Raw genomic sequence first — 20,354 nt, forward strand, 5'->3', positions numbered from 1 at the left:
AGAGCCGGTCGATGCTGTGTGTATTGCCACACCCTGGCCTGTTGCGCACCCGGTTAGGGTCTGTGAGCTGCCTACAAAAGGGACCCGCCCATGTCCTACGCCCCGTTCGACTGGATCGACGACGAGGCCCGGCGCCGTGCCGACGCCGGACTCGTCCGGACGCTGCGCCCCCGGCCCGCCGGGACGGAACTGCTGGACCTCGCGAGCAACGACTACCTCGGTCTGAGCCGGCACCCGGAGGTCACCACCGCCGCGGCCGAGGCGGCACGGACATGGGGTGCGGGGGCCACCGGCTCGCGGCTCGTCACCGGATCCACCGCACTGCACGCGGAACTCGAACGCGAACTCGCGGCCTTCTGTGGTTTCGAAGCCGCCCTGGTCTTCTCCTCCGGCTACGCGGCCAACCTCGCCGCCCTCACGGCGCTCACCGGACACGACTCGCTGATCGTGTCCGACGCCGGCAACCACGCCTCGATCGTGGACGGATGCAGGCTCTCCCGGGCCGCCACGGCCGTGGTGCCGCACGCTGACCCCGAAGCGGTGCGCAAGGCACTCCACTCGCACGACGGACGCGCGCTGGCCGTGACCGACTCCGTCTTCTCCGTGGACGGCGACGCGGCCCCGCTGGCCGCCCTCGCCGATGTCTGCCGCGCCGCGGGCGCCGCTCTCCTCGTGGACGACGCACACGGGCTGGGCGTCCTGGGCACGGGCGGACGAGGCGCGCTGGAGGCCGCCGGACTCGCGGGTGGCGAAGGGACCGTCGCCACGCTCACCCTCTCCAAGTCGCTCGGCAGTCAGGGCGGAGCGGTGCTCGGCTCCACCCGGGTCATCAGCCACCTGGTCAACACGGCTCGTACGTTCATCTTCGACACCGGTCTCGCACCGGCCGCCGTCGGTGCGGCTCTTGGCGCCCTGCGTCTGCTGCGCCGCGAACCCGGACGCGCGACCAGGGCGGGGGCCGTCGCCGCGGAACTGCACGGCCGGCTGACGGCGTCCGGGCTGACCGCGGTCCGCCCGGACGCCGCCGTCGTGTCGGTCCGCGCGCCCTCGGCGGAGTCGGCGGTGCGGTGGGCCGCCGACTGCCGCGCGGCAGGGCTCGCCGTGGGGTGTTTCCGGCCGCCCTCGGTGCCGGACGGAATCTCCAGGCTGCGGCTGACCGCCCGGGCGGACCTGGCGCGCGAACAGATCGCCACGGCCGTGCGTACGGTCCTCGCGACGGCGCCCCGGCAGGTCAGCTGACCGGACGACCGTGCAGTCCGGCGACGAACGACGTCCAGGCCGTCGCCGAGAAACGCAGCGGCGGAAGGCCCGTGTCCTTGGAATCCCGAACGGCGAGCTGATCGCCGGGCAGGGGCGCGGTCTCCACGCAGTTGTTCATCCCGGTGCTGCGGCTGCTGCGCCGCCACCTGGGTGCGGGCCGTGCGAGACGGTCGGACATCGTGCCCCCCTCGGGCAGTCTGAAGGTTCCGCCTGATCGCCGCGGCCTAGGGCGGCGATGAGGTCCAGCGATCGCTCCGGCGACAGCGCGTGAGCCTGCATCGTGCGGAAGGCCGAGCTGTACGCCTCGAGGTCTTCTTTCCGCTCCAGATAGAGACTACTCATCAAATGGTCAAGAACGACCACATCCAGATCGGAGATGTTCGGAAAAGAGAAAATAACGAAAGGCCCTGTGAGGCCGATGTAGCTCCCGGTTTCGAACGGCAGCAACTGGAGCGTTACGTGAGGCAGTTGAGCTACCTGCGTCAAATGGTGCAGCTGCTCCTTCATGACGCGGGGCCCGCCGACCCGCCGCCGTAGTACGGCCTCGTCGAGTACGGCGCTGAGCCGCAAGGGCCGGGGTGCGTGGAGGACGCCCTGCCTGGCGAGCCTGACCTCCACCAGGGAATCGAGCTGTGCGACCGGCAGCCCGTCGAGTGAGGTGCGGGTCACCGCTCGCGCGTAGTCGGCGGTCTGCAGCAGCCCGGGAACGACCGAGGTCTCCAGCGTGCGGGCGGCATCGGCCTGGGACTCCAGGCTGATGAAGTCGCGGTACTGCGGCGGGATGAGCCCGCGATAGGCGTGCCACCACCCGCTTCCGCCGCCGCCGGCCGAACCGGCGAGATTCTGCAGCAGCGCGCACAACTGCGGGTCGTCCACGCCGTAGGCGTCCAGCAGCCGGGTCACGTCACCCGGCGTCACTCCGCTCGCCCCGGTCTCGATCCGGCTCACCTTCGACTGATGCCAGCCCAACATCCCGGCGGCGTCCCGGCTCGTGAGTCCCGAGGAGTGACGCAGACCGCGCAGCTCCTCACCGAGCTTGCGACGGCGCACCACAGGGCCGTTCCGCACGGCGCCCACCTTCCGTTGTACGAGGAGCCGCCCCGGCGGGCACGGCTCGGGAGGGGCCAGTGTTGCGCCCGTACGCGGCCCGCGGAGCAGAGTTCACCGGAATGAGCGACAGATATATGCATATCTTGGCCGATCGCCGTCAGTAAGGCCGACATCGGTGGCAGTCTGGCGCGAAGCACAATCCAGGGCTGGCCGTGGGCCGGTCAGGGCGGGAAAGGGACGGCGTCGCCATGGCAGACCATCAGGAAGCAACTGTCACTCTGCCGAGCGATCCGGCCTCGGTCTCCACGGCCCGGACATTTGTGGCCCAGGTGCTCGCGGCATGGGGACTGAGGCAGGACGACGACGCCGCCGACACCATCCGGCTGATCGTCTCGGAACTCGCCACCAATGCCGTCCAGCACACCTTGGGGCAGTCACCCACCTTCACCGTGGACCTCAGACTCGACCGGGACGTGGAGTTCTATCTCGGTGTGACGGACAGCCACCCCCGCCGTCCCCAGCGGCTGCCCGCGGCGGTGCGCCAGGACAACGGACGCGGAATGTTGATCATCCGGGCCCTCACGAAGGAGCACGGCGGCCGGCTCGCAGTCAGCCCCACCCCGGACGGGGGCAAGACCGTGTCGATCGCTCTTCCCTGGCCGGTCCCCGCGCGGAGCTGACGCCGTCGGCCGGCGCACCGCGCGTGGGGCCGCGACCGTCCTCACCCGGTGGAAGCCCGGCCGAAGCCGCTGCGCAGGAGAGCCATCAGCGTCGTCGCCGCCGCGGTGTTCCGCTCCCCCCGGTGCACCACGGAGATCGTCCGCCGGAAAGCGGCGGGTTCCAGACGGCGGACGGCGAGCGGCGTCGGGGACATCGCGGCCACCATCTCCGGCACCACCGCCACGCCGATGCCCGCACTGACCAGGGCGCACACCAGGGCGTAGCCGGGCGACTCGCACACCACGGCGGGGGTGGCTCCCGCCTCGGCCAGCGCACGCTCGACCCCACGCCGCGGTGGATGATCAGGAGCGCTGCTGATCAGCGGACGGCCCGCCAGTTCGGCCACAGGCAGCGGGCCGCTGCCCTCGGACAGCACCTGCCCGAGAGCGGTGACCAGCACCAGCTCCTCGACGAGCAGCGGCTCGGCGGAGACCCCCGCCGGCAGCGGCCCGGCGGCCGCGGGTTCGTACGCATGGGTGAGCGCCAGGTCCACATCACCCGCTGCCACGGCGGCGACCCCGGCGGGCGGCTCGTAGTCCGTGACGGCCAGCTCCACATCGGGGTGGGAGCGCCGGAACGCGGTGAGAACCGGCGGCAGCAGATGGATCCCGGCCGTCACGAACGTGCCGACCCTCAACCGGCCGCCCGACAGCCCTGCGAGCCGTGCCAGCTCGTGCCGTGCCTGGTCCATCTCGTCCAGCACACGCCGGGCCCGCCCCGCCAGCAGCTCACCGGCGGCCGTCAGCCGCGCCCCGCGGTGGTGACGGACGAGGAGGGCGGCTCCGGCCTCCCGCTCGAGCTTCGCCAGCTGCTGCGAGAGCGCGGGCGCGGTGTAACCCAGTCGTGCGGCTGCCCGTGTGATCGAGCCGGCCTCGGCCACAGCCACCAGCGCGGCCAGCCGCGTGGGGTCGTACATTAAGCGTTCCTTTTGCCAGGCCCAGAAGATTGCAAGTACACGTTAAAGGGCCGACGGGGTCAGGGTGGACCCATGGACGCACAACTGATCGCTTTCGTCGCCGTCGCCGCGGGAATGGTGGCGCTTCCCGGCGCAGACTTCACCGTGGTCGTACGCAACGCCCTCGCATCCCGGCGGTCCGGGCTGGCCACCGCGGTGGGGGTCGCCGGAGGGCTCGTGGTGCACACCGCCCTGGCGGTCGCCGGCCTCGCCGCCGTGCTCGTGACGATGCCCGTGCTGTTGCGCACCGTCCAGCTGCTCGGCGGCGCGTACGTCCTCTACCTCGGGCTCAGCGGCCTGTACGCGATGAGGCGACGGGCCACCGCAGGAGGGGCTGACGAGGAGGAGGGCGGGGCGTCCACGGGGCTCGGACGTTCGCTGCGCCAGGGCTTCCTCACCAACGCCCTCAATCCGAAGGCGCCCGTGCTCTTCCTGAGCCTGCTGCCCCAGTTCGTCCCGGCCGGCCAACCGCCGCTGCCGAGGACACTGCTGCTGGCGTCGGTGGTCGTCCTGCTCGCCCTCGTCTGGTTTCCGGCCGTGGCCCTGCTGGTGGACCGCCTGGGCCGGTGGCTGCGCCGGCCGCGTACCGCCCGTGCGATCGAGGGCGGCAGCGGCGCGGCGCTCACCGCGCTGGGACTCGTGCTGGTCACCGGTCCTCTGCTGCACTGAACCGGGCGACGAAGGCCGTCAGCGCACCCTCCCGTACCAGACGTTGCCGGACCAGATCTTCTCCAGCCGGACCACGGCGCCGGTCTTCGGCGAGTGCCAGATCTTCCCGCTGCCGGCGTAGATGCCGACGTGGTAGACGCTGCGGCCCGCGTGGAAGAAGACGAGGTCGCCGCGCTGCCGCTGCGACCTGGAGATATGGCGGGTCTTGTTGTACTGCTGCTGAGCCGTGCGGGGAAGTTTCCTGCCGACCTTCTTGAACGCGTAGAGCGTGAGCCCGGAGCAGTCGAACCGATGGGGGCCCGCGGCGCCCCAGCTGTAAGGGGCGCCCTTCTTCGAGGCCGCGATCTTGAGGGCTTTCGTCGAGTGGGCGGCGGCCTCGGCGTCGTTCACGAAACCGGGGGCCAACATGGTGGTCCCTACGGCGAGTGTCAGGACCGAGGCCGTGCCGGCCCGGGCGAACAGAGAGCGGACATGAACCTGCGCAGTCATGCGCAACCCTTCGTCAGCCGCCTGTGAAGGATGACCTGTCGGGTTCGGGCTGGCGAAGTTGCCCGGCCGCGCGAAGCGGCTTCACCCCGAGGGCTGTCCGGAAATCCGGACGGCCCGTTGTGCTCGGGTCCTCCACTCCTGCCGATCCATTCCTGTCGACCAGGCATCCGGACAGCGGCAGGACTCGGCGTCCGCCCGGACCGCCCCGCCGCGGTGGCGGGGGCTTGTCGTCCCAGGGATCTTTACTCACGCCGTGCCGGATTTCCTCGCTGAAGCAGGCATATGTGAGAGTCCTCACGACTGATCCGATCGGGTGGACGCGGTCGGCCCGGGGCCGCGGCGGCTGCACCGGACCAGCCGTGTACCAGGGGCGGAACGATGTATTCCGTTCAGTGTCCGTGCTCGGTGCGCAAGTTGGGCTGTCCCTCGGTAGGGGGACCTCCTACGCCGATCGAGCGAGGAAAACTCATCGACCTGCCGGGCGTGTCGTGAAAGGGCGTCGGAAACCCCACCGGGAACCCGAGTCGGGCGGCGAAAGCGCTCAACTCGACGGCGCGGGAGGCACGGCGACCCGCCCGGCGCGACGCTCGCCGTCCAGCAGTCGCAGAGCCCTGGCCAGGGTGTCCGCGTGGATCTGTGACTCCCCTCGCTCGTGCATCGATACCAGTGCGTCGCGGAGGGAGACGGCCCGGGACGCGAGGGCCTGAGCCGCCCGGAGCGCTCCGTACGTGTCGGTGCCCCGGGCGGGGTTGATGCGGCCGAGCTGGTCGAGCGCCGCCAGGTAGCAGTCGATGAAGTCGGCCTCGGCGCGGGTCAGTGCGGGCAGTGGTGGGAACTGGGGTGAGGGCATGGGGCGTTCACCTCGCGGGACGCGGTGGATGGGACGGCGTGCGGTTCTCCGTGACGTGGTCCACCAGCCCGAACGCCAGAGCGGCTGGGGCGTCGAGGACGGTGTCCCGTTCGATGGCTGCGCTGATCTCCCGCGTGGAGCGCCCCGTGTGGCGGGCCAGCATGGCCGTGAGCAGCTCGCGCTCGCGCTGCAACTCACAGGCCCGGATCTCGAGATCGGAGGGCTGGCCCTGCACCGGCTCGCCCAGAGCGGGTTGCTGAATGACTACCCGGGCGCCCGGCAGGGCATGTCGGCGTCCGGGTGCGCCGGCCGCGAGCAACACCGCGGCGCCGGCGCCCGCCTGGCCGAGGCAGAAGGTCTCCACCTCGCAGGCGAGGAAGTGCATGGTGTCGTAGACCGCCGTCATGGCGCCGAAGGAGCCCCCGGGCGAGTTGATGTAGAGCGACAGAGGCCGGTCGGGGTCCGCGTGCTCCAGGTACATGAACTGCGCGATCAGGTCGGTCGCGGCCGTGTCGTCGACGGGCGTGCCGAGAAGGACGATGCGCTCGGACAGCAGCTTCGAGTACGGATCCGTGCTCCGGGACCCGTGAGCGGTGCGCTCGGTGAACTCGGGCAGTACGTAGCGGGCGGCGGGACGGAACATGACGATGCCTCTCCTCGAACCACGGTGAATCGACGTACGTAAAAAATGTACAGGACGTACAGGAGGTTAAAATGGAGGAATGGCCTACGAGATTCCGGTGACGCAAGCCCGGGCGGAGCTCGCCGAACTGATCAACCGCGTCGTCTACGGGGGTGAACGCGTGGTGGTCACGCGGCACGGGAAGCCTTTGATCGCTCTGGTGTCAGCGGCTGACCTGCAGCGACTCGAGAACGAAGAAGCTGCGGCGGAGGAGGCGGTGGTGGAGGAGCAGGTGATCAGCTCGGTGTCATCGCTTCGCTCCGTATCGTCTGCCACGGGCGAACGGCGCCGCTTCGGCATCGCCGCGGAACACCGCGGGCAGGAGGACCGGGACCGCTGAAGCGGTCCGGAGGAGGGTGGGGCCGCTCGACTGCGGGCCCGCCCCGGTGGTCACGATCGCGCCGTATACGGCGCGGTTCTCGTTCGCGGCGCCGCTGGCGCGCCCGGGCGGACGCATGCCGTCCGGGGGCCGCCGCGTGATGTGAGCCGGACGCCCTGAAGGGCGTTCGTGTGCGCTGATGCCCATGGATCCGCAAAAGATCAGTTAACGCGCCGGAAAAACTTCCGCCCTAACGTGCAATACCTGGTCGCGGAACCCCCTTCACCGTTCAACAGAGTGTTGAAGGCGGGATCGGGTCCCGCTGCGTCCGGGGCAGGTACCGGGCGGAAGACGAAGAGGGTGGAAGCGTGCAACTGACTCCGCACGAACAGGAACGCCTGCTCATCCATGTGGCGGCAGATGTCGCGGAGAAGCGCAGGGCGCGCGGACTGCGCTTGAATCACCCGGAGGCGGTCGCGCTGATCACGTCCCACCTCCTGGAAGGCGCCCGCGACGGCCGGACCGTGGCCGAACTGATGGCCTCCGGCAGGAAGATCCTCACCCGCGACGACGTCATGGACGGCATACCGGAGATGATCCACGACGTCCAGGTCGAGGCCACCTTCCCGGACGGCACCAAGCTCGTCACCGTCCACGACCCGATCGTCTGACGGAGGAGCGGCCGATGATTCCCGGAGAGATCCTGTACGCGCAGGATCCGGTGACGCTCAACGAAGGGCGCCCCGTCACCCGTCTCACCGTCCTCAACGCCGCGGACCGACCCGTTCAGGTCGGATCGCACTACCACTTCGCCGAGGCCAACACCGGCCTGCACTTCGACCGCCGCGCCGCCCACGGGCTGCGGCTGAACATCGCCGCCGGGACGGCTGTGCGCTTCGAGCCCGGTGTCCTCGTCGATGTCGAACTCGTTCCGATCGCAGGCCTGCGCATCGTCCCAGGGCTGCGCGGCGACACCGGAGGTCCCCTCGATGCCTGAGCTCAGCCGCCCGGTGTACGCCGATCTGTTCGGGCCCACCACCGGTGACCGCATCCGGCTCGCCGACACCGATCTCGTCGTCGAGATCGAGGAGGACCGGTCCGGCGGCCCCGGACTGGCCGGTGACGAGGCCGTGTTCGGCGGCGGCAAGGTGATCCGTGAATCGATGGGCCAGGCACGGACCACCCGTGCCGAAGGGGCCCCCGACACCGTCGTCACAGGCGCCGTCATCATCGACCACTGGGGCGTCGTCAAGGCCGACATAGGTATCCGCGACGGCCGTATCACGGGCATCGGCAAGGCCGGGAACCCGGACACGATGGACGGTGTCCACCCCGCACTGGTCATCGGTCCCGAGACCGAGATCATCGCGGGCAACGGCAAGTTCATCACCGCCGGCGCCATCGACGCGCACGTCCACTTCATCTCGCCGACCCTCCTCGACCAGGCGCTCTCCTCCGGGATCACCACACTCGTCGGGGGAGGCACGGGCCCGGCCGAAGGAACCAAGGCGACGACGATCACCCCGGGCCCCTGGCACCTTGCCCGGATGTTCGAGGCGCTCGAGGCGTACCCGGTCAACATAGGCCTGCTCGGCAAGGGCAACACGATGTCCCGCGAGGCCATGCACTCCCAACTCCGGGCCGGAGCCCTGGGATTCAAGATTCATGAGGACTGGGGTGCCACCCCCGCCGTCATCGACGCCTGTCTGAGCGTGTGCGAGGAGACCGGCGCCCAGCTCGCCATCCACACCGACACGCTCAACGAGGCCGGGTTCGTCGCCGACACGCTCGCCGCCATCGCGGGGCGCTCCATCCACGCGTACCACACCGAGGGGGCGGGCGGCGGGCACGCTCCCGACATCATCAGCGTGGTCTCGGAGCCGTACGTCCTGCCCAGCTCCACCAATCCGACCCGGCCGCACACCGTCAACACGATCGAGGAGCACCTCGACATGCTGATGGTCTGTCACCACCTGAACCCGGCGGTACCGGAGGATCTCGCGTTCGCCGAGTCACGGATCCGGCCCTCGACCATCGCGGCCGAGGACATCCTCCATGACCTCGGAGCCATCTCGATCATCTCCTCGGACTCCCAGGCGATGGGCCGCATAGGCGAGGTGATCCTGCGTACCTGGCAGACCGCCCACGTGATGAAGCGACGACGTGGCGCCCTGCCGGGCGACGGCCCCGCCGACAACCGTCGAGTGCGTCGCTATGTCGCCAAATACACCATCAACCCGGCGGTGGCCCAGGGGCTGGACTCGGAGATCGGTTCCGTGGAGACCGGCAAGCTCGCCGACCTCGTGCTCTGGGACCCGGCGTTCTTCGGCGTCAAGCCGCAGACCGTGATCAAGGGCGGCCAGATCGCGTACGCGCAGATGGGCGATGCCAACGCCTCGATCCCGACCCCGCAGCCGGTCATGCCCCGCCCGATGTTCGGTGCCCTGGGCCGGGCTCCCGCATCCAACTCCCTCAACTTCGTGTCCTCGTCCGCCATCGAGGCGGGGCTCCCCGAGCGCCTGGGGCTCGGCAAGGCGTTCGTGCCGATCACCAGCACCCGAGGCGTCACCAAGGCGGACATGCGGGAGAACGCCGCCCTGCCCCAGGTCGTGGTCGACCCCGACAGTTTCGCCGTCACCATCGACGGTGATCCGGTCGAACCCGCCCCGGCCGCTGAACTTCCCATGGCGCAACGCTACTTCCTCTTCTGAGCCAAGACAGGACAGCACATCATGACGACGCGAGCGGCCCTGCTCGTCCTCGCCGACGGCCGGTTCCCCGCCGGTGGCCACGCCCACTCCGGAGGCGCCGAGCCGGCCGTCGAGGCGGGACGCATCCGCAACGCCCAGGACCTGGCGGACTTCTGCCTGGGCCGACTGCACACCACCGGCCTCACCGCCGCGGCCCTGGCCGCCGCAGCGGCCCACGGCCTCGACCCGCTCGCCCTCGACGAGGCCGCCGACGCCCGGACGCCCTCGCCCGCCCTCAGGAACGTCGCACGCAAGCTCGGCCGGCAGCTGATGAGAGCGGCGCGAGCCTCCTGGCCCAGCCCCGCACTGGCCGCGCTCGCCGAAGCCCGGCCACGCGGCGCACACCAGCCCGTGGTCCTCGGCCTCACGGCACGCGCCGCGGGCCTGACGCCCGCCGACGCCGCACACTGCGTCGCCTACGAAACGGTCAGCGGGCCGGCGACCGCGGTGGTCCGCCTGCTGTCCCTCGACCCCTTCGAGGCCACCGCGGTCCTCGCCCGGCTCGCACCCGCCCTCGATCAGATCGCCGGACAGGCCGCCGAGGCCGCACGGCACGGCATCGACGCCCTGCCGGCCGCCTCCGCCCCGATGCTCGACATCTCGGCCGAGGCCCACGCGGCCTGGCCGGTCCGCCTGTTCGCCTCCTGACTCCCATGACCGCAGACCTGGAGCCGCACCCATGCATCTCGACCACGCACACCCCGGCCCCGCGGCCGTCAGCGCCGACGCCGCCCGCCCCGACGGCACGCGTCGCGCCCTGCGGATCGGCCTCGGCGGCCCGGTCGGCTCGGGGAAGACAGCGACCGTCGCCGCCCTCTGCCGGGCCCTGCGCGACCGCGTCTCCATCGCCGTCGTCACCAACGACATCTACACCCGCGAGGACGCCGCCTTCCTGCTCCGCACCGCGGTGCTGCCGCCCGAGCGCATCCAGGCCGTGGAGACCGGTGCCTGCCCGCACACCGCCATCCGCGACGACATCTCCGCCAACCTGGAAGCCGTCGAGGACCTGGAGGACGCCGTGGGCCCCCTCGATCTGATCCTCGTCGAATCCGGCGGCGACAACCTCACCGCCACTTTCTCCAAGGGGCTCGTCGACGCACAGGTCTTCGTGATCGACGTCGCGGGAGGTGACGACATCCCGCGCAAGGGCGGCCCCGGGGTCACCACCGCCGACCTGCTCGTCATCAACAAGACCGACCTCGCCCCCTACGTCGGCTCCGACCTGGACCGGATGGCTCGCGACGCCACCGACCAACGCGGTGGACTCCCCGTGGTGTTCACCTCCCTGACCGGGGCAGACGGTGTCGCCCCCGTTGCGGACTGGGTACGGGCACGGCTCGCGGACTGGGCGGCGTGAGCGTCGCGGCCACCGCCCGGATCACGGCGGTCGCCGACGGGCGGGGGTCCACCGCTCTTCCGGTGCTGGAGAGCGACGGGCCGCTCGCCCTGCGCCGGACCAGGTCGCCGGACACCACGTACGCGCGAGTCACCGTGGTCGGTGCGATGAGCGCACCACTCGGCGGCGACCGGCTCGCCGTCGAGGTGCGGGTCGAGGACGGTGCCCGGGTGACGGTGGACTCCGCCGCCGCCACCGTGGCGCTGCCGGGGCCCGGACCGGACGCCGGCCCCGCCTCGTACGACGTACAGCTGAGTGTGGGGGAGGGGGCGGAACTCCACTGGCTCCCCGAACAGCTCGTCTCCGCCCACGGCAGCGCACTCGACATGACCACCCGGGCCGAACTCTCCGCCAGCGCACGCCTGGTACTTCGGGAGGAGCAGATCCTGGGCCGGCACGGTGAACGCACCGGCAGGCTCTCGACCCGTCTGACGGTACGCAGAGCCGGACGGCCACTGCTCGACCAGCACCTGTCGTACGGACCAGGAGCGCCCGGGGGCTGGGACGGTGCGGCCGTCCTGAGCGGCCACCGGGCTGTCGGACAACTCCTCTACGTCGACCCCGCGTTCGGTGACGCCCCTCCAGCGCCGCGCCTGCTCGGCCCCACGGCCGCGCTCACTCCGCTGGCCGGTCCCGCGGTGCTGGTGACCGCGCTCTGCGCCGACGCGCGGCTGCTGCGCGCGGTGCTTGACGAGGCGCTGGAGGAACTGCTGAACGGAGGCGAGGCCCTCCGCGAGGGCTGAGTTCGCTCAGCGGGACAGTGGGCACCGGTTATTGGTTCGGTAAAGAAACATGCGTACGCCCTGTTCCCGGCAGCCTCACAGACGAAAGGATCCGACTGGACACAGAGACGAAAGCGCCGCCACGGGGCGGCGCATCACGTAGGGGGAGGTTCCACTTGAGGCGCACAGCGGTGCTCGGTTCGGCCGGCACACTGATCGCGGGCACGCTCATAGCGGGGGCGATGGCCGCACCGGCCGCCGGTGCCGACAGCCGGCACCACGGCGACCAGGAGGCGCGCGGTGTCCAGACCGCCGCAGCCCGGGCGGCGAAGGCGGGTATCGACTGGACGGACTGTCCGGCCGACTGGGCGATCGCCGCACCCATCCAGTGCGGCTGGGTGAGCGTTCCACTCGACTACAGCAAGCCGAACGGCAAGCAGATCAAGCTCGCCGTCGACCGGCACGTCAGCACAGGCTCGAAGGACGAGCGCCAGGGCGCACTCGTCTACAACCCCGGCGGCCCCGGCGGCTCCGGTATGGCCTTCCCGAAGCGCATCGTCACCAAGAACCCGCTCTGGACGAAGACCGCGAAGGCATACGACTTCGTCGGCTTCGACCCGCGCGGTGTCGGCCACTCGGCGCCGATCTCGTGCATCGACCCGCAGGAGTTCGTGAAGGCCCCGAAGGCCGATCCGGTGCCGGACAGCGAGGCCGACAAGCGGGCCCAGCGCAAGCTCGCGGCGGAGTACGCCGACGGCTGCGCCGAGCGCAGCGGCGAGATGCTGCCGCACATGACCACGCCCAACACCGCACGCGACCTGGACGTCATCCGCGCCGCGCTCGGCGAGAGGAAGCTCAACTTCCTGGGCGTCTCCTACGGCACCTACCTGGGCGCGGTCTACGGCACGCTCTTCCCGTCGCACGTACGCCGCATGGTCGTCGACAGTGTGGTCAACCCGGCGAAGGACAACATCTGGTACGAGGCCAACCTCAACCAGGACATCGCCTTCCAGACGCGCTGGAACGACTGGAAGGCGTGGGTCGCCGAGAACGACGCGGCCTACCACATCGGGGACACGCCCGAGAAGGTCGAGCAGGCCTGGCTGACGCTGCGCGCGGCGGCCAAGAAGAACCCGATCGGAGGCGTCGTCGGGCCGGCCGAACTCATCGGGTTCTTCCAGGGAGCGCCGTACTACGACTCCGCCTGGGCGCCCACCGCCCGGGTCTGGAGCGACTACCTGGGCGGTGACACCCAGGCGCTGATCGACGCCGCGGCACCCGACCTGTCGGACACCGCCGGCAACATCAGCTCGGAGAACGGCAACGCCGTCTACACGGCGGTCGAGTGCGCGGACGCCAAGTGGCCCACCAGCTGGAAGAAGTGGGACCGCGACAACACCCGGCTGCACGAGGACCACCCGTTCATGACCTGGGCCAACGCCTGGATGAACCTGCCCTGCGCTACCTGGCCGTCGAAGCAGCAGACACCGCTGGACGTCCGCACGGGCAAGGGTCTGCCGCCGGTGCTGATCGTGCAGTCCACACGCGACGCCGCCACCCCGTACGAGGGCGCCGTCGAGCTGCACAAGCGCTTCAAGGGCTCCCGACTCATCACCGAGAAGGGCGCCGGCTCGCACGGTGTCACCGGTCTGGCCAACCCCTGCATCAACGAGCGGGTGGACACCTACCTGCTCACGGGCAAGACCGATCGGCGTGATGTGACGTGTGCTCCGCACGCCACACCGAAGCCGTGATCACCACCTGAACGTGAGCGGGCGGCCGATGTCTTCCGGCGGCCGCCCGCTCACCCCGGGCCGGAGGGCGGTCACACCCTCCGGTCGTACTCCTCCAGCCAGGCGTCCTCGGCCGCGTAGTCGAAGAGCGCCTCGCCGTAGACGCGCGCCATCTTCGGGAAGGCACGCCTCCAGTCGCGCCCCTCGAGCTGTGCGGTGAGCCATGCGACGGTCTGCGGAAGAGAGGGGGCGTACCCCGTCACCGGGCGGTAGCCCAACTCCTGCTCGGCAGCCGACATGTCGTAGACGACGTCATGCGCGCCGCTCCACGGTGTCTCCCCGACACCGCCCTCGGGTGGCGCACCGGCCATCAGCACCGTCTCGGTCTTCAGACCGAACACGTCGTCCACGGCCGCGCCGATCTCGGCGACGGTCGGTGCCTGCGGATCGCCGGCGTTGAGCACCCGAGGGGCCGGCCGTAGAGCGGCGAGCCGTATCAGCTCGGCCACGTTGGACGCGTGGACGGGATGGAAGCGGCTCTCCCCGCCGTACGCGAGGACCCGCCGCCGACGCCCGTCCAGCAGCCGTTTGACGAAGTACAGCTCGCGCGGCGTCCTGCAGTGTTCCCCGTGCACCGCACCCGCCCGCAGCAGGGTCACGGGCAACGCGTCCCCGATCGCCAGCAGTTCCCGCTCGAGCGCGATCTTCCGTGTCCCGTACGTGGCGTCCCCGGGTGCGACCGTGCGCTGCGCCTCCGGGATCGGCACCGGATACTCCGGGAAGCCGTCCGGCTCCCCCTGGGTGTCGAAGCTGCGGCCCCGGTCGTCCTCGTACACCGCGCCACTGGATATGACGACCGCGGACCCCACCAAGCCCGCGAGCCCGGCCAGTTGGGCGGCGTGTGCCTGGCCGAAGGCGACCATGTCGACCAGGACGTCGCACCCGTCGCCGAGCGCCGCCGCCAGCGCTCCCTCCTCCTCACGGTCGAGCGCGACGGTGCGGACCCCGTCGTCCCAGGTGCCGTCCCGGCCGCCTCCGTGGGAGGCCGCGGCCACCTCCCAGCCGTCCTCGGCCAGGGCCCGCACCGCGGCCCGGCCGATCTGTCCCGTCGCGCCCAGCACGAACGCTCGCCCTCTGCTCATACAGGGAACGCTACGGCTGCCGAGCGACCGGACCAGGGAAATCGGCCCGCAGCAGATTCTCCGCTCAGCGTGACCGCCGCGGGAACTTCTTGGACTCCTCGGCCTGCGCCGCCTTCACCTTGGTGGCGTACTCGTCGACGTACTCCTGCCCGGAGAGCCCGAGGACGGCGTACATGATCTCGTCCGTGACCGCCCGGACAGCTGCCTTCTGGTCCTCCAGGCCGGCGTAGCGGGAGAAGTCCAGCGGCTCCCCGAAGCGGATCGTGACCCGCTTGATCTTGGGCACCTTCTGCCCGGGCGGCTGGATCTCGAACGTGCCGACCATCGCGCAGGGGATGACCGGGACCCCTGCCTTGATCGCCATCACCGCTACCCCGACCTTGCCCTTGTACAGCCGCCCGTCGTGCGAGCGGGTGCCTTCCGGGTAGATGCCCAGCAGTTCACCCTTGCTCAGCACCCCGAGTCCCTCGCGGATGGCAGCCTGTCCCGCCTCCTTGCCGGACCGGTCCACGGGGATCTGTCCGATGCTGTGGAAGAACGCCGCGGTCAGTTTGCCCTTGACACCGGGACCGGTGAAGTACTCGGCCTTCGCGAGGAACGTGATGCGGCGCTTGAGGATCGCGGGCATCAGGAAGTGGTCGGAGAAGGAGAGATGGTTGCCCGCGACGATGGCTGCACCGTCGTCGGGAATGTGCTCGAGTCCCTCGATACGGGGCCGGAACACCAGCCGGAGCAGGGGGCCGAGGACCACGTACTTCAGGACGTAATAGAACACAGCATCTCTCCTAGCCTTCTGGACCGGGCTGTTGGCCGCGTTCTGCCAGGTCGCATACGGTCGACGGTCCGTACGAGCTTGTCGCTGCTCTCCGGCGATCGATCGTAGCCCTGTTCCGGTCCTCTGAGAGGTGGCCGGGGCCGCGCACCTACCCAGGTCCACGGCGCACACCCCTGTTCCCGATGAGTGGAACGCTGCCCAGGCCCGGCCTCGCCCGCGGCCGACCGGCCGCTCGACAGCGTCCAGGTGCCTGATCGCACCGGTGCCCGTGGCCCCGCGTACGGTCCGAGCATGGTTGATCAGAGGCCCCCCTTGCCATCGGCACGAGACTTCGCGACCTGGGAGCCCGTCCTGCGGCTCCTGCTGGTCGGTGACACGGAGAGGCATGCCGGCCGGTCCGTCCGCGTAGTGGGTCGTATCGGCCGGCAGAGCTGCAGCCTTCCCCGGCGGCGGAGGGGACGCATGTCGTCGGCGGAGCGGGCCGTGGTGGAGGACGCGCGGAGGGCGCTCGCGCGCGAAGGGATCGAGGAGGTCACGTTCACGGCGCAGATCCGTCCGAGCGGGAAGACCGTGCTCGGCCTGGTCCGCCACGGCCCGGCCGTCGAAACCGCCTTCGGCCCTGCGGACCCGGGGGTGCTCATCCTGGTCGACGGTTCTCTCCCCGGGCCCTGGCGCCGACTTCCCGATCCGGTGACAGGGGCGGTGCCGGCCCCCTCGACGGATCACGAGCTGCTGGAGAGGACGCTCCGCGAGCGGTTGCCCGACGCCATCGGTGCGACGGAGGAGGAGATCGCTGCCGCCGAAACGCGCCTCGGCGTCGCGTTCCCCGACGAGCTCAGGGCGCTCTACCGGGTGATTCGGGCAAGGCGGGACGACTGGAGCGGCGACTACGAGGCGCGCCGTCGCGCTGACGCGGCTGTCGGCTGCGAGCTGTTGGCGCTGGACGGCCTGCACACCGTCGACGCGGCGACCCGTCACCCCCACTGGAGAGCCGATGCGACGCGAGCGGTCGTCACCCCGCCCGGCGCCGCAGTGCAGAATCTGGCCGGTTCACCTGGCTGGATCGTCTTCGCGGGCCACGGCGACGAGCTGGCCATCGACCTGACACCCGGCCCGCGCGGACACACCGGACAGGTCATCCTGATCGACCACGAACAGAGCATCGGTGCCGGACTCAAGGCGGACTCCCTCACCGACCTGGTGCTGAACCGGATGAGGGAGGAACGCCGCGTCCTTCGTGAAACCCAGCTTCCCCTTGTGGCCGTGGTCGGCGACGGCGGCTTGCAGACCATCGAGGCCGCCGCGCACCCCGCCCTGGAAGTCCTGACCATCGGCTCCGGGGACCGGGCGCCGTTCAGTCTCGTCCCCCTCTCGGGGCTGCCTCGCCTGCGCACCCTGATTGCACGCCCCGGCACGCTCGCCGACCCTCTGGAAATCGCTCAGCTCACCGGGCTGGAGTTCCTGGAGCTCGGCACCCAGGAGTGGCGCATCCTCCTGGACGCCGGAGTCGTCCCACGCACCCTGTCGGCCGCCGCCATCGGCGGGCAAGGCGATCAGGGTTCCCTGGACATCCCCGTCGCCAACGAGCTCCTGGCGCTCTGGGACCGGCCCCGGATCACCCACACCGTCCTCGAAGGAGACCTCGGCCCCTTGGCTCAGCCGTGGGACGACTGCGGCTCAGCGCGTGGCCGGACGGACGACACCGGGACGCTCGATGGAGGGCAGCAGGGCGTTTTCCGGCAGAGCACCCGCCGTATCGGGCGTGACGGGCCGCCGTCGTAGTCGTTGCTCCTGTCGTAGGTGCGAACAAGGGAGCTGGTGGGATGGGAGATCGTGTCGTGTTCCTCCAGTGGGTGGGTCCAGGTGGGCGTCTGCGTCCTGGCCGGGACGGGCGCGTCGGCGCTCGTCCGCAGGACTCCGGACGCACGCGTGTGTCCACGCCCCCGATCCCCTCCCGGCTGCCGTCGCTGACAGGGCTGCGGTTCGTGGCCGCTCTGCTCGTCTTCACGGGGCACGTGCTGTGGTTCACCCGACTCGTACCGGGCGAGATCGGGACGGTGCTCAAACTGACCTTCTCCCTCGCCGGCCCCTACGGTGTCGGCTTCTTCTTCGTCCTGAGCGGATTCGTCCTGACCTGGACCGCACGGCCGGACGACACGGCACGCTCGTTCTGGCGCCGTCGCCTGGTGAAGATCGGACCCACCCATCTCGTCACCTTCGGCCTGGCCGCGCTCCTGGTGACCAGCGTGGCCCGGCCCACCTCCACCGTCGACTGGCTGGCGTCGCTGACTCTGCAGCAGGCATGGTTCCCGACCCTGCAGACCAGCACGGCCGTCAACGAGGTCAGCTGGTCGCTGTCCTGCGAGTTCTTCTTCTACCTGGCGTTCCCGGCCCTGCTGCCCGCTCTGCGCCGTATCCGCACCCAGTGGCTGTGGCCGGCGGCGGCAGTGGTGGTCCTGCTGCTCGCGGTCGCGTTCCTCGTCGCGAGGTTCCTGGTGCCCGACCAGCCACGGCTCACCCTCTTCTCCATGACCGCCCCCGTGTCGTTCGGCCAGGTGTGGTTCGTGTACTTCTTCCCGCCGGTACGCGCGCTCGAATTCGTCCTGGGTATCCTCCTGGCCAGAATCGTCATCGCGGGCATGTGGCCCCGGATCGGACTGTTGCACGCCTTCGGGGCGGCCGCCGTCGGATACGTGCTCGCCCTGTGCGAGCCGTACCTGGCGGGCAGGGGCGGACTGGCGTCCGTGTGCACCGCGCCCCTCATCGCCGCCGCCGCGGTCGCGGACCGGCATCACAGCCCCTCGGTGTTCCGCAGACCGACGATGGTGTTCCTGGGCGAGATCTCCTTCGCTTTCTACATGGTCCACCTGACCGTCATCATCGCGGCCGCGCACATCATCGGTCCGACACGTACGTTCTCCCTGGCGACCGGAGCGTTCCTGGTCCTCGTCCTGCTCGCAGTCGCACTGGGGTGTTCCACGCTTCTGTATCGGTACGTGGAAGCGCCCTTGATGCGCCGCTTCGGGCGACACCGGCCGGCCACCAGCACCGGAGCCGGGTGCGAGCCCCGGCCCGCCTCGGCCGGACGCGCCCCATGAGAGCTGACTCGGGCCGGCGTCAGCCGATCCGGTGACTGCGTAAGACGCCGCCGCATGCTGTGGCCGGGGCCCGGGTGAGCGCTCACAGCTGTGCTCCGGCGGAGAGCGGGGATCCTGGTTCCTGGGGTGGGACGGGCCCCCACTGCCGTTGGGGCATCGGCGCCCGGCCACGTACGGCCCGGGACAGTAGGACCGCGGACGGGCCGTCCCCGGCGACCGGGCCCGGCCGCCTCATGTGCAGAGGCACTGCCTCCTGGGCGAACGCACCGCGGTGATCACCGCAGCCGCCCTTGATGCGCCGCCTCGAGGGGAGCGCCGCCGCACTCGCCTGGGGCGCGTTCAATGATGGCGAGTGCGCCACGGCGTACGCGGTGGGAATTCTTGGGAGTGCGTATCGATTCCAGTGTGCGCAATATTCATACTAATTAGCTCACATTGGCGAATTCAAGGCCGGCGCTATTCCCTCGACGGGAGAGGTGCGGTTTCAATGGATGCTGTGCGCCGGACGCGGCGCCGTATTCCGGATTACGTGGCTCCGCAGACGGAAGCCGAGGGGGCGGAAGAGCGAAGGAATGACGTAGCAGGATCGACGGGGGTCTCGGTCCCGGTCCCGACCGGTTCCGCCGGGTCGGTTCGGGGGCGTCATCGCGTGAACGGCCTCCGGCGCTCAAGGTCGCAGCGTACAGCGGCGACCTCCTACCAGGGAAGACCTGTCTCGGTCTTTCCTGCTCCTGAGTCACAGCCGTGTGGGGGTGTCGTGCATGGACGGGGCTGAGTGCGAGCCTGAGGACGCATTCGAGGACGGATGCAAGCGTTACGCCGCCGACGAAATTCCGGCGCATTCCTCTCCTGGTGCACGGGAGGGGGTGGGTCGATATTCCATGCATGGCATTCTGTGTGTGGCCGCCTATCCCGTTCTCCTCCTGTCGGTGTTGTCGGTGAGTGTCGCCGCCCTGTCCCAGGACTGGAACCCGGCATGGGTCAGTCCGCTTTTCCTCGGCGGAACCATCCTTTATCTGGCCGTCCTCGAACGGCTGATTCCGTACGCCGGGGAATGGCATCCCCGGAGCGAGGAATGGCGTTGGTACGGCGTCTACTTCCTGCTCACCATGGTCGGCAGCGGCGTCGCACAGTGGCTGGTCGCCCTTGTCGTCGGGTGGATCGCACCCCCCGAACCCAGTCACCAGCTCTGGTTGGAGATACCGGGTGCTCTCCTCGTCGGGTCGCTGGTCAGCTATCTCGTGCACCGGCTGAGCCACGGAAACCCGGTGCTCTGGAGACTGCACGGGGTGCACCACGTCCCGGACAAGGTCAACGTCGCCAACAACGGTGTCAATCACGTGCTCGACATCATCCTTGCCCAGGGGCTCGTCCAACTCGCCCTCGCCCTCGTGGGGTTCTCACGGCCGGCACTTCTGGTGGTGGGACTGTTCGTGGCCGCCCAGGGCTACTTCGTGCACGCCAACATCGATGTGGGCATCGGCCGGCTCAACCATCTGCTGGCCAGTCCCGAGCAGCACCGCCTGCACCACAGCACCGATCTCTCCGAGGCGGGCCACTACGGCTCCGACCTGTCGTGCTGGGACCACTTCTTCGGCAGCTTCACCTGGCGGCCCGGCCGCGCACCCGAAGCCGTCGGGCTGGCCGCCCCGGCCGCGTTCCCCGGCACCGGCGAGATCCTCGCCAGCCTCCTCCATGCCTGGAAGGGCCGGTCCGGCCCTGGCGGCGGGCCGAACTGAGCGGG

At 70.3% G+C, this 20,354-nt stretch carries 22 protein-coding genes and 1 riboswitch; of the genes, 14 read left to right on the forward strand and 8 right to left on the reverse strand.

Annotated features, from left to right (window positions below):
- The first annotated feature begins 90 nt into the window (after window positions 1-90).
- Window positions 91-1,239: an 8-amino-7-oxononanoate synthase gene (locus tag ACFYSH_RS27815; RefSeq protein ID WP_359473514.1), complete on the forward strand. Its 1,149-nt coding sequence runs from the start codon at window positions 91-93 to the stop codon at window positions 1,237-1,239.
- Here the strand turns inward: ACFYSH_RS27815 and ACFYSH_RS27820 are convergent.
- Both ACFYSH_RS27820 and ACFYSH_RS27825 read right to left on the reverse strand, forming a co-directional pair.
- Entirely contained in the window at window positions 1,232-1,438 is a 207-nt protein-coding gene (locus ACFYSH_RS27820) for a DUF397 domain-containing protein (protein WP_359473517.1), read from the reverse strand. The genes ACFYSH_RS27815 and ACFYSH_RS27820 overlap by 8 nt on opposite strands.
- Window positions 1,375-2,328, reverse strand: a complete 954-nt coding sequence (locus ACFYSH_RS27825; RefSeq protein WP_359473520.1) for a helix-turn-helix transcriptional regulator — start codon at window positions 2,326-2,328, stop codon at window positions 1,375-1,377. The genes ACFYSH_RS27820 and ACFYSH_RS27825 overlap by 64 nt, the downstream gene beginning before the upstream one ends.
- Before the next feature lie 230 nt (window positions 2,329-2,558).
- Between ACFYSH_RS27825 and ACFYSH_RS27830 the strand changes: the two genes are divergently transcribed.
- Complete coding sequence (locus ACFYSH_RS27830) at window positions 2,559-2,990, forward strand: ATP-binding protein (protein WP_359473523.1); 432 nt, start codon at window positions 2,559-2,561, stop codon at window positions 2,988-2,990.
- A gap of 41 nt (window positions 2,991-3,031) precedes the next feature.
- Here ACFYSH_RS27830 and ACFYSH_RS27835 read toward each other — a convergent pair whose 3' ends face one another.
- Window positions 3,032-3,946, reverse strand: coding sequence for a LysR family transcriptional regulator (locus tag ACFYSH_RS27835; RefSeq protein WP_388756096.1), 915 nt, complete (start codon window positions 3,944-3,946; stop codon window positions 3,032-3,034).
- A gap of 72 nt (window positions 3,947-4,018) precedes the next feature.
- Here ACFYSH_RS27835 and ACFYSH_RS27840 point away from each other — a divergent pair, with 72 nt between their 5' ends.
- Window positions 4,019-4,654, forward strand: a complete 636-nt coding sequence (locus ACFYSH_RS27840; RefSeq protein WP_359473529.1) for a LysE family translocator — start codon at window positions 4,019-4,021, stop codon at window positions 4,652-4,654.
- 18 nt (window positions 4,655-4,672) lie between these two features.
- Here the strand turns inward: ACFYSH_RS27840 and ACFYSH_RS27845 are convergent, their stop codons facing one another.
- From ACFYSH_RS27845 to ACFYSH_RS27855, 3 genes are all read right to left on the reverse strand, one after another.
- Entirely contained in the window at window positions 4,673-5,143 is a 471-nt protein-coding gene (locus ACFYSH_RS27845; protein ID WP_359473532.1) for a C40 family peptidase, read from the reverse strand.
- Between the two features lie 3 nt (window positions 5,144-5,146).
- Window positions 5,147-5,343: riboswitch (cyclic di-AMP (ydaO/yuaA leader) on the reverse strand.
- Window positions 5,344-5,684: 341 nt separating this feature from the next.
- Complete coding sequence (locus ACFYSH_RS27850) at window positions 5,685-5,993, reverse strand: hypothetical protein (protein ID WP_359473535.1); 309 nt, start codon at window positions 5,991-5,993, stop codon at window positions 5,685-5,687.
- A 7-nt stretch (window positions 5,994-6,000) separates the two neighbouring features.
- Window positions 6,001-6,636 (reverse strand): ATP-dependent Clp protease proteolytic subunit, encoded by a 636-nt coding sequence (locus ACFYSH_RS27855; protein ID WP_359473538.1) that lies wholly within the window; start codon window positions 6,634-6,636, stop codon window positions 6,001-6,003.
- A gap of 79 nt (window positions 6,637-6,715) precedes the next feature.
- Between ACFYSH_RS27855 and ACFYSH_RS27860 the strand changes: the two genes are divergently transcribed.
- The 8 genes from ACFYSH_RS27860 (at window position 6,716) to ACFYSH_RS27895 (ending at window position 13,616) form a co-directional block, all read left to right on the forward strand.
- A complete protein-coding gene (locus tag ACFYSH_RS27860; protein ID WP_359473541.1) occupies window positions 6,716-7,015 on the forward strand; it encodes a type II toxin-antitoxin system Phd/YefM family antitoxin in 300 nt (99 codons plus the stop codon).
- A gap of 347 nt (window positions 7,016-7,362) precedes the next feature.
- Window positions 7,363-7,665 (forward strand): urease subunit gamma, encoded by a 303-nt coding sequence (locus ACFYSH_RS27865; RefSeq protein WP_359473544.1) that lies wholly within the window; start codon window positions 7,363-7,365, stop codon window positions 7,663-7,665.
- Between the two features lie 14 nt (window positions 7,666-7,679).
- On the forward strand, window positions 7,680-7,991 hold the full coding sequence (locus ACFYSH_RS27870) for an urease subunit beta (RefSeq protein WP_388756101.1): 312 nt from the start codon (window positions 7,680-7,682) through the stop codon (window positions 7,989-7,991).
- Window positions 7,984-9,705, forward strand: a complete 1,722-nt coding sequence (locus ACFYSH_RS27875; protein ID WP_359473550.1) for an urease subunit alpha — start codon at window positions 7,984-7,986, stop codon at window positions 9,703-9,705. The genes ACFYSH_RS27870 and ACFYSH_RS27875 overlap by 8 nt, the downstream gene beginning before the upstream one ends.
- Window positions 9,706-9,726: 21 nt before the next feature.
- A complete protein-coding gene (locus ACFYSH_RS27880; RefSeq protein ID WP_359473553.1) occupies window positions 9,727-10,392 on the forward strand; it encodes an urease accessory UreF family protein in 666 nt (221 codons plus the stop codon).
- A gap of 31 nt (window positions 10,393-10,423) precedes the next feature.
- Entirely contained in the window at window positions 10,424-11,101 is a 678-nt protein-coding gene (gene ureG, locus ACFYSH_RS27885; protein WP_388756106.1) for an urease accessory protein UreG, read from the forward strand.
- Window positions 11,098-11,883 (forward strand): urease accessory protein UreD, encoded by a 786-nt coding sequence (locus tag ACFYSH_RS27890; RefSeq protein ID WP_388756109.1) that lies wholly within the window; start codon window positions 11,098-11,100, stop codon window positions 11,881-11,883. Before ureG ends, ACFYSH_RS27890 begins: the two co-directional genes overlap by 4 nt.
- Before the next feature lie 155 nt (window positions 11,884-12,038).
- Complete coding sequence (locus ACFYSH_RS27895) at window positions 12,039-13,616, forward strand: alpha/beta hydrolase (RefSeq protein ID WP_388756112.1); 1,578 nt, start codon at window positions 12,039-12,041, stop codon at window positions 13,614-13,616.
- A 71-nt stretch (window positions 13,617-13,687) separates the two neighbouring features.
- Here ACFYSH_RS27895 and ACFYSH_RS27900 read toward each other — a convergent pair whose 3' ends face one another.
- Both ACFYSH_RS27900 and ACFYSH_RS27905 read right to left on the reverse strand, forming a co-directional pair.
- Window positions 13,688-14,737, reverse strand: coding sequence for an NAD-dependent epimerase/dehydratase family protein (locus tag ACFYSH_RS27900; RefSeq protein ID WP_388756115.1), 1,050 nt, complete (start codon window positions 14,735-14,737; stop codon window positions 13,688-13,690).
- Window positions 14,738-14,801: 64 nt separating this feature from the next.
- Window positions 14,802-15,512 (reverse strand): lysophospholipid acyltransferase family protein, encoded by a 711-nt coding sequence (locus ACFYSH_RS27905; protein ID WP_359473563.1) that lies wholly within the window; start codon window positions 15,510-15,512, stop codon window positions 14,802-14,804.
- A gap of 312 nt (window positions 15,513-15,824) precedes the next feature.
- Here ACFYSH_RS27905 and ACFYSH_RS27910 point away from each other — a divergent pair, with 312 nt between their 5' ends.
- The 3 genes from ACFYSH_RS27910 to ACFYSH_RS27920 all read left to right on the forward strand — a co-directional run bounded on the left by ACFYSH_RS27910 (window position 15,825) and on the right by ACFYSH_RS27920 (window position 20,349).
- Window positions 15,825-17,294, forward strand: a complete 1,470-nt coding sequence (locus tag ACFYSH_RS27910; protein WP_388756196.1) for an SMI1/KNR4 family protein — start codon at window positions 15,825-15,827, stop codon at window positions 17,292-17,294.
- 149 nt (window positions 17,295-17,443) lie between these two features.
- A complete protein-coding gene (locus ACFYSH_RS27915; RefSeq protein ID WP_359473566.1) occupies window positions 17,444-18,610 on the forward strand; it encodes an acyltransferase in 1,167 nt (388 codons plus the stop codon).
- 881 nt (window positions 18,611-19,491) lie between these two features.
- Window positions 19,492-20,349, forward strand: a complete 858-nt coding sequence (locus ACFYSH_RS27920; protein WP_359473569.1) for a sterol desaturase family protein — start codon at window positions 19,492-19,494, stop codon at window positions 20,347-20,349.
- Window positions 20,350-20,354: the final 5 nt, after the last annotated feature.

Source organism: Streptomyces sp. NPDC005791 (assembly GCF_042871485.1).
Lineage (GTDB): Bacteria > Actinomycetota > Actinomycetes > Streptomycetales > Streptomycetaceae > Streptomyces.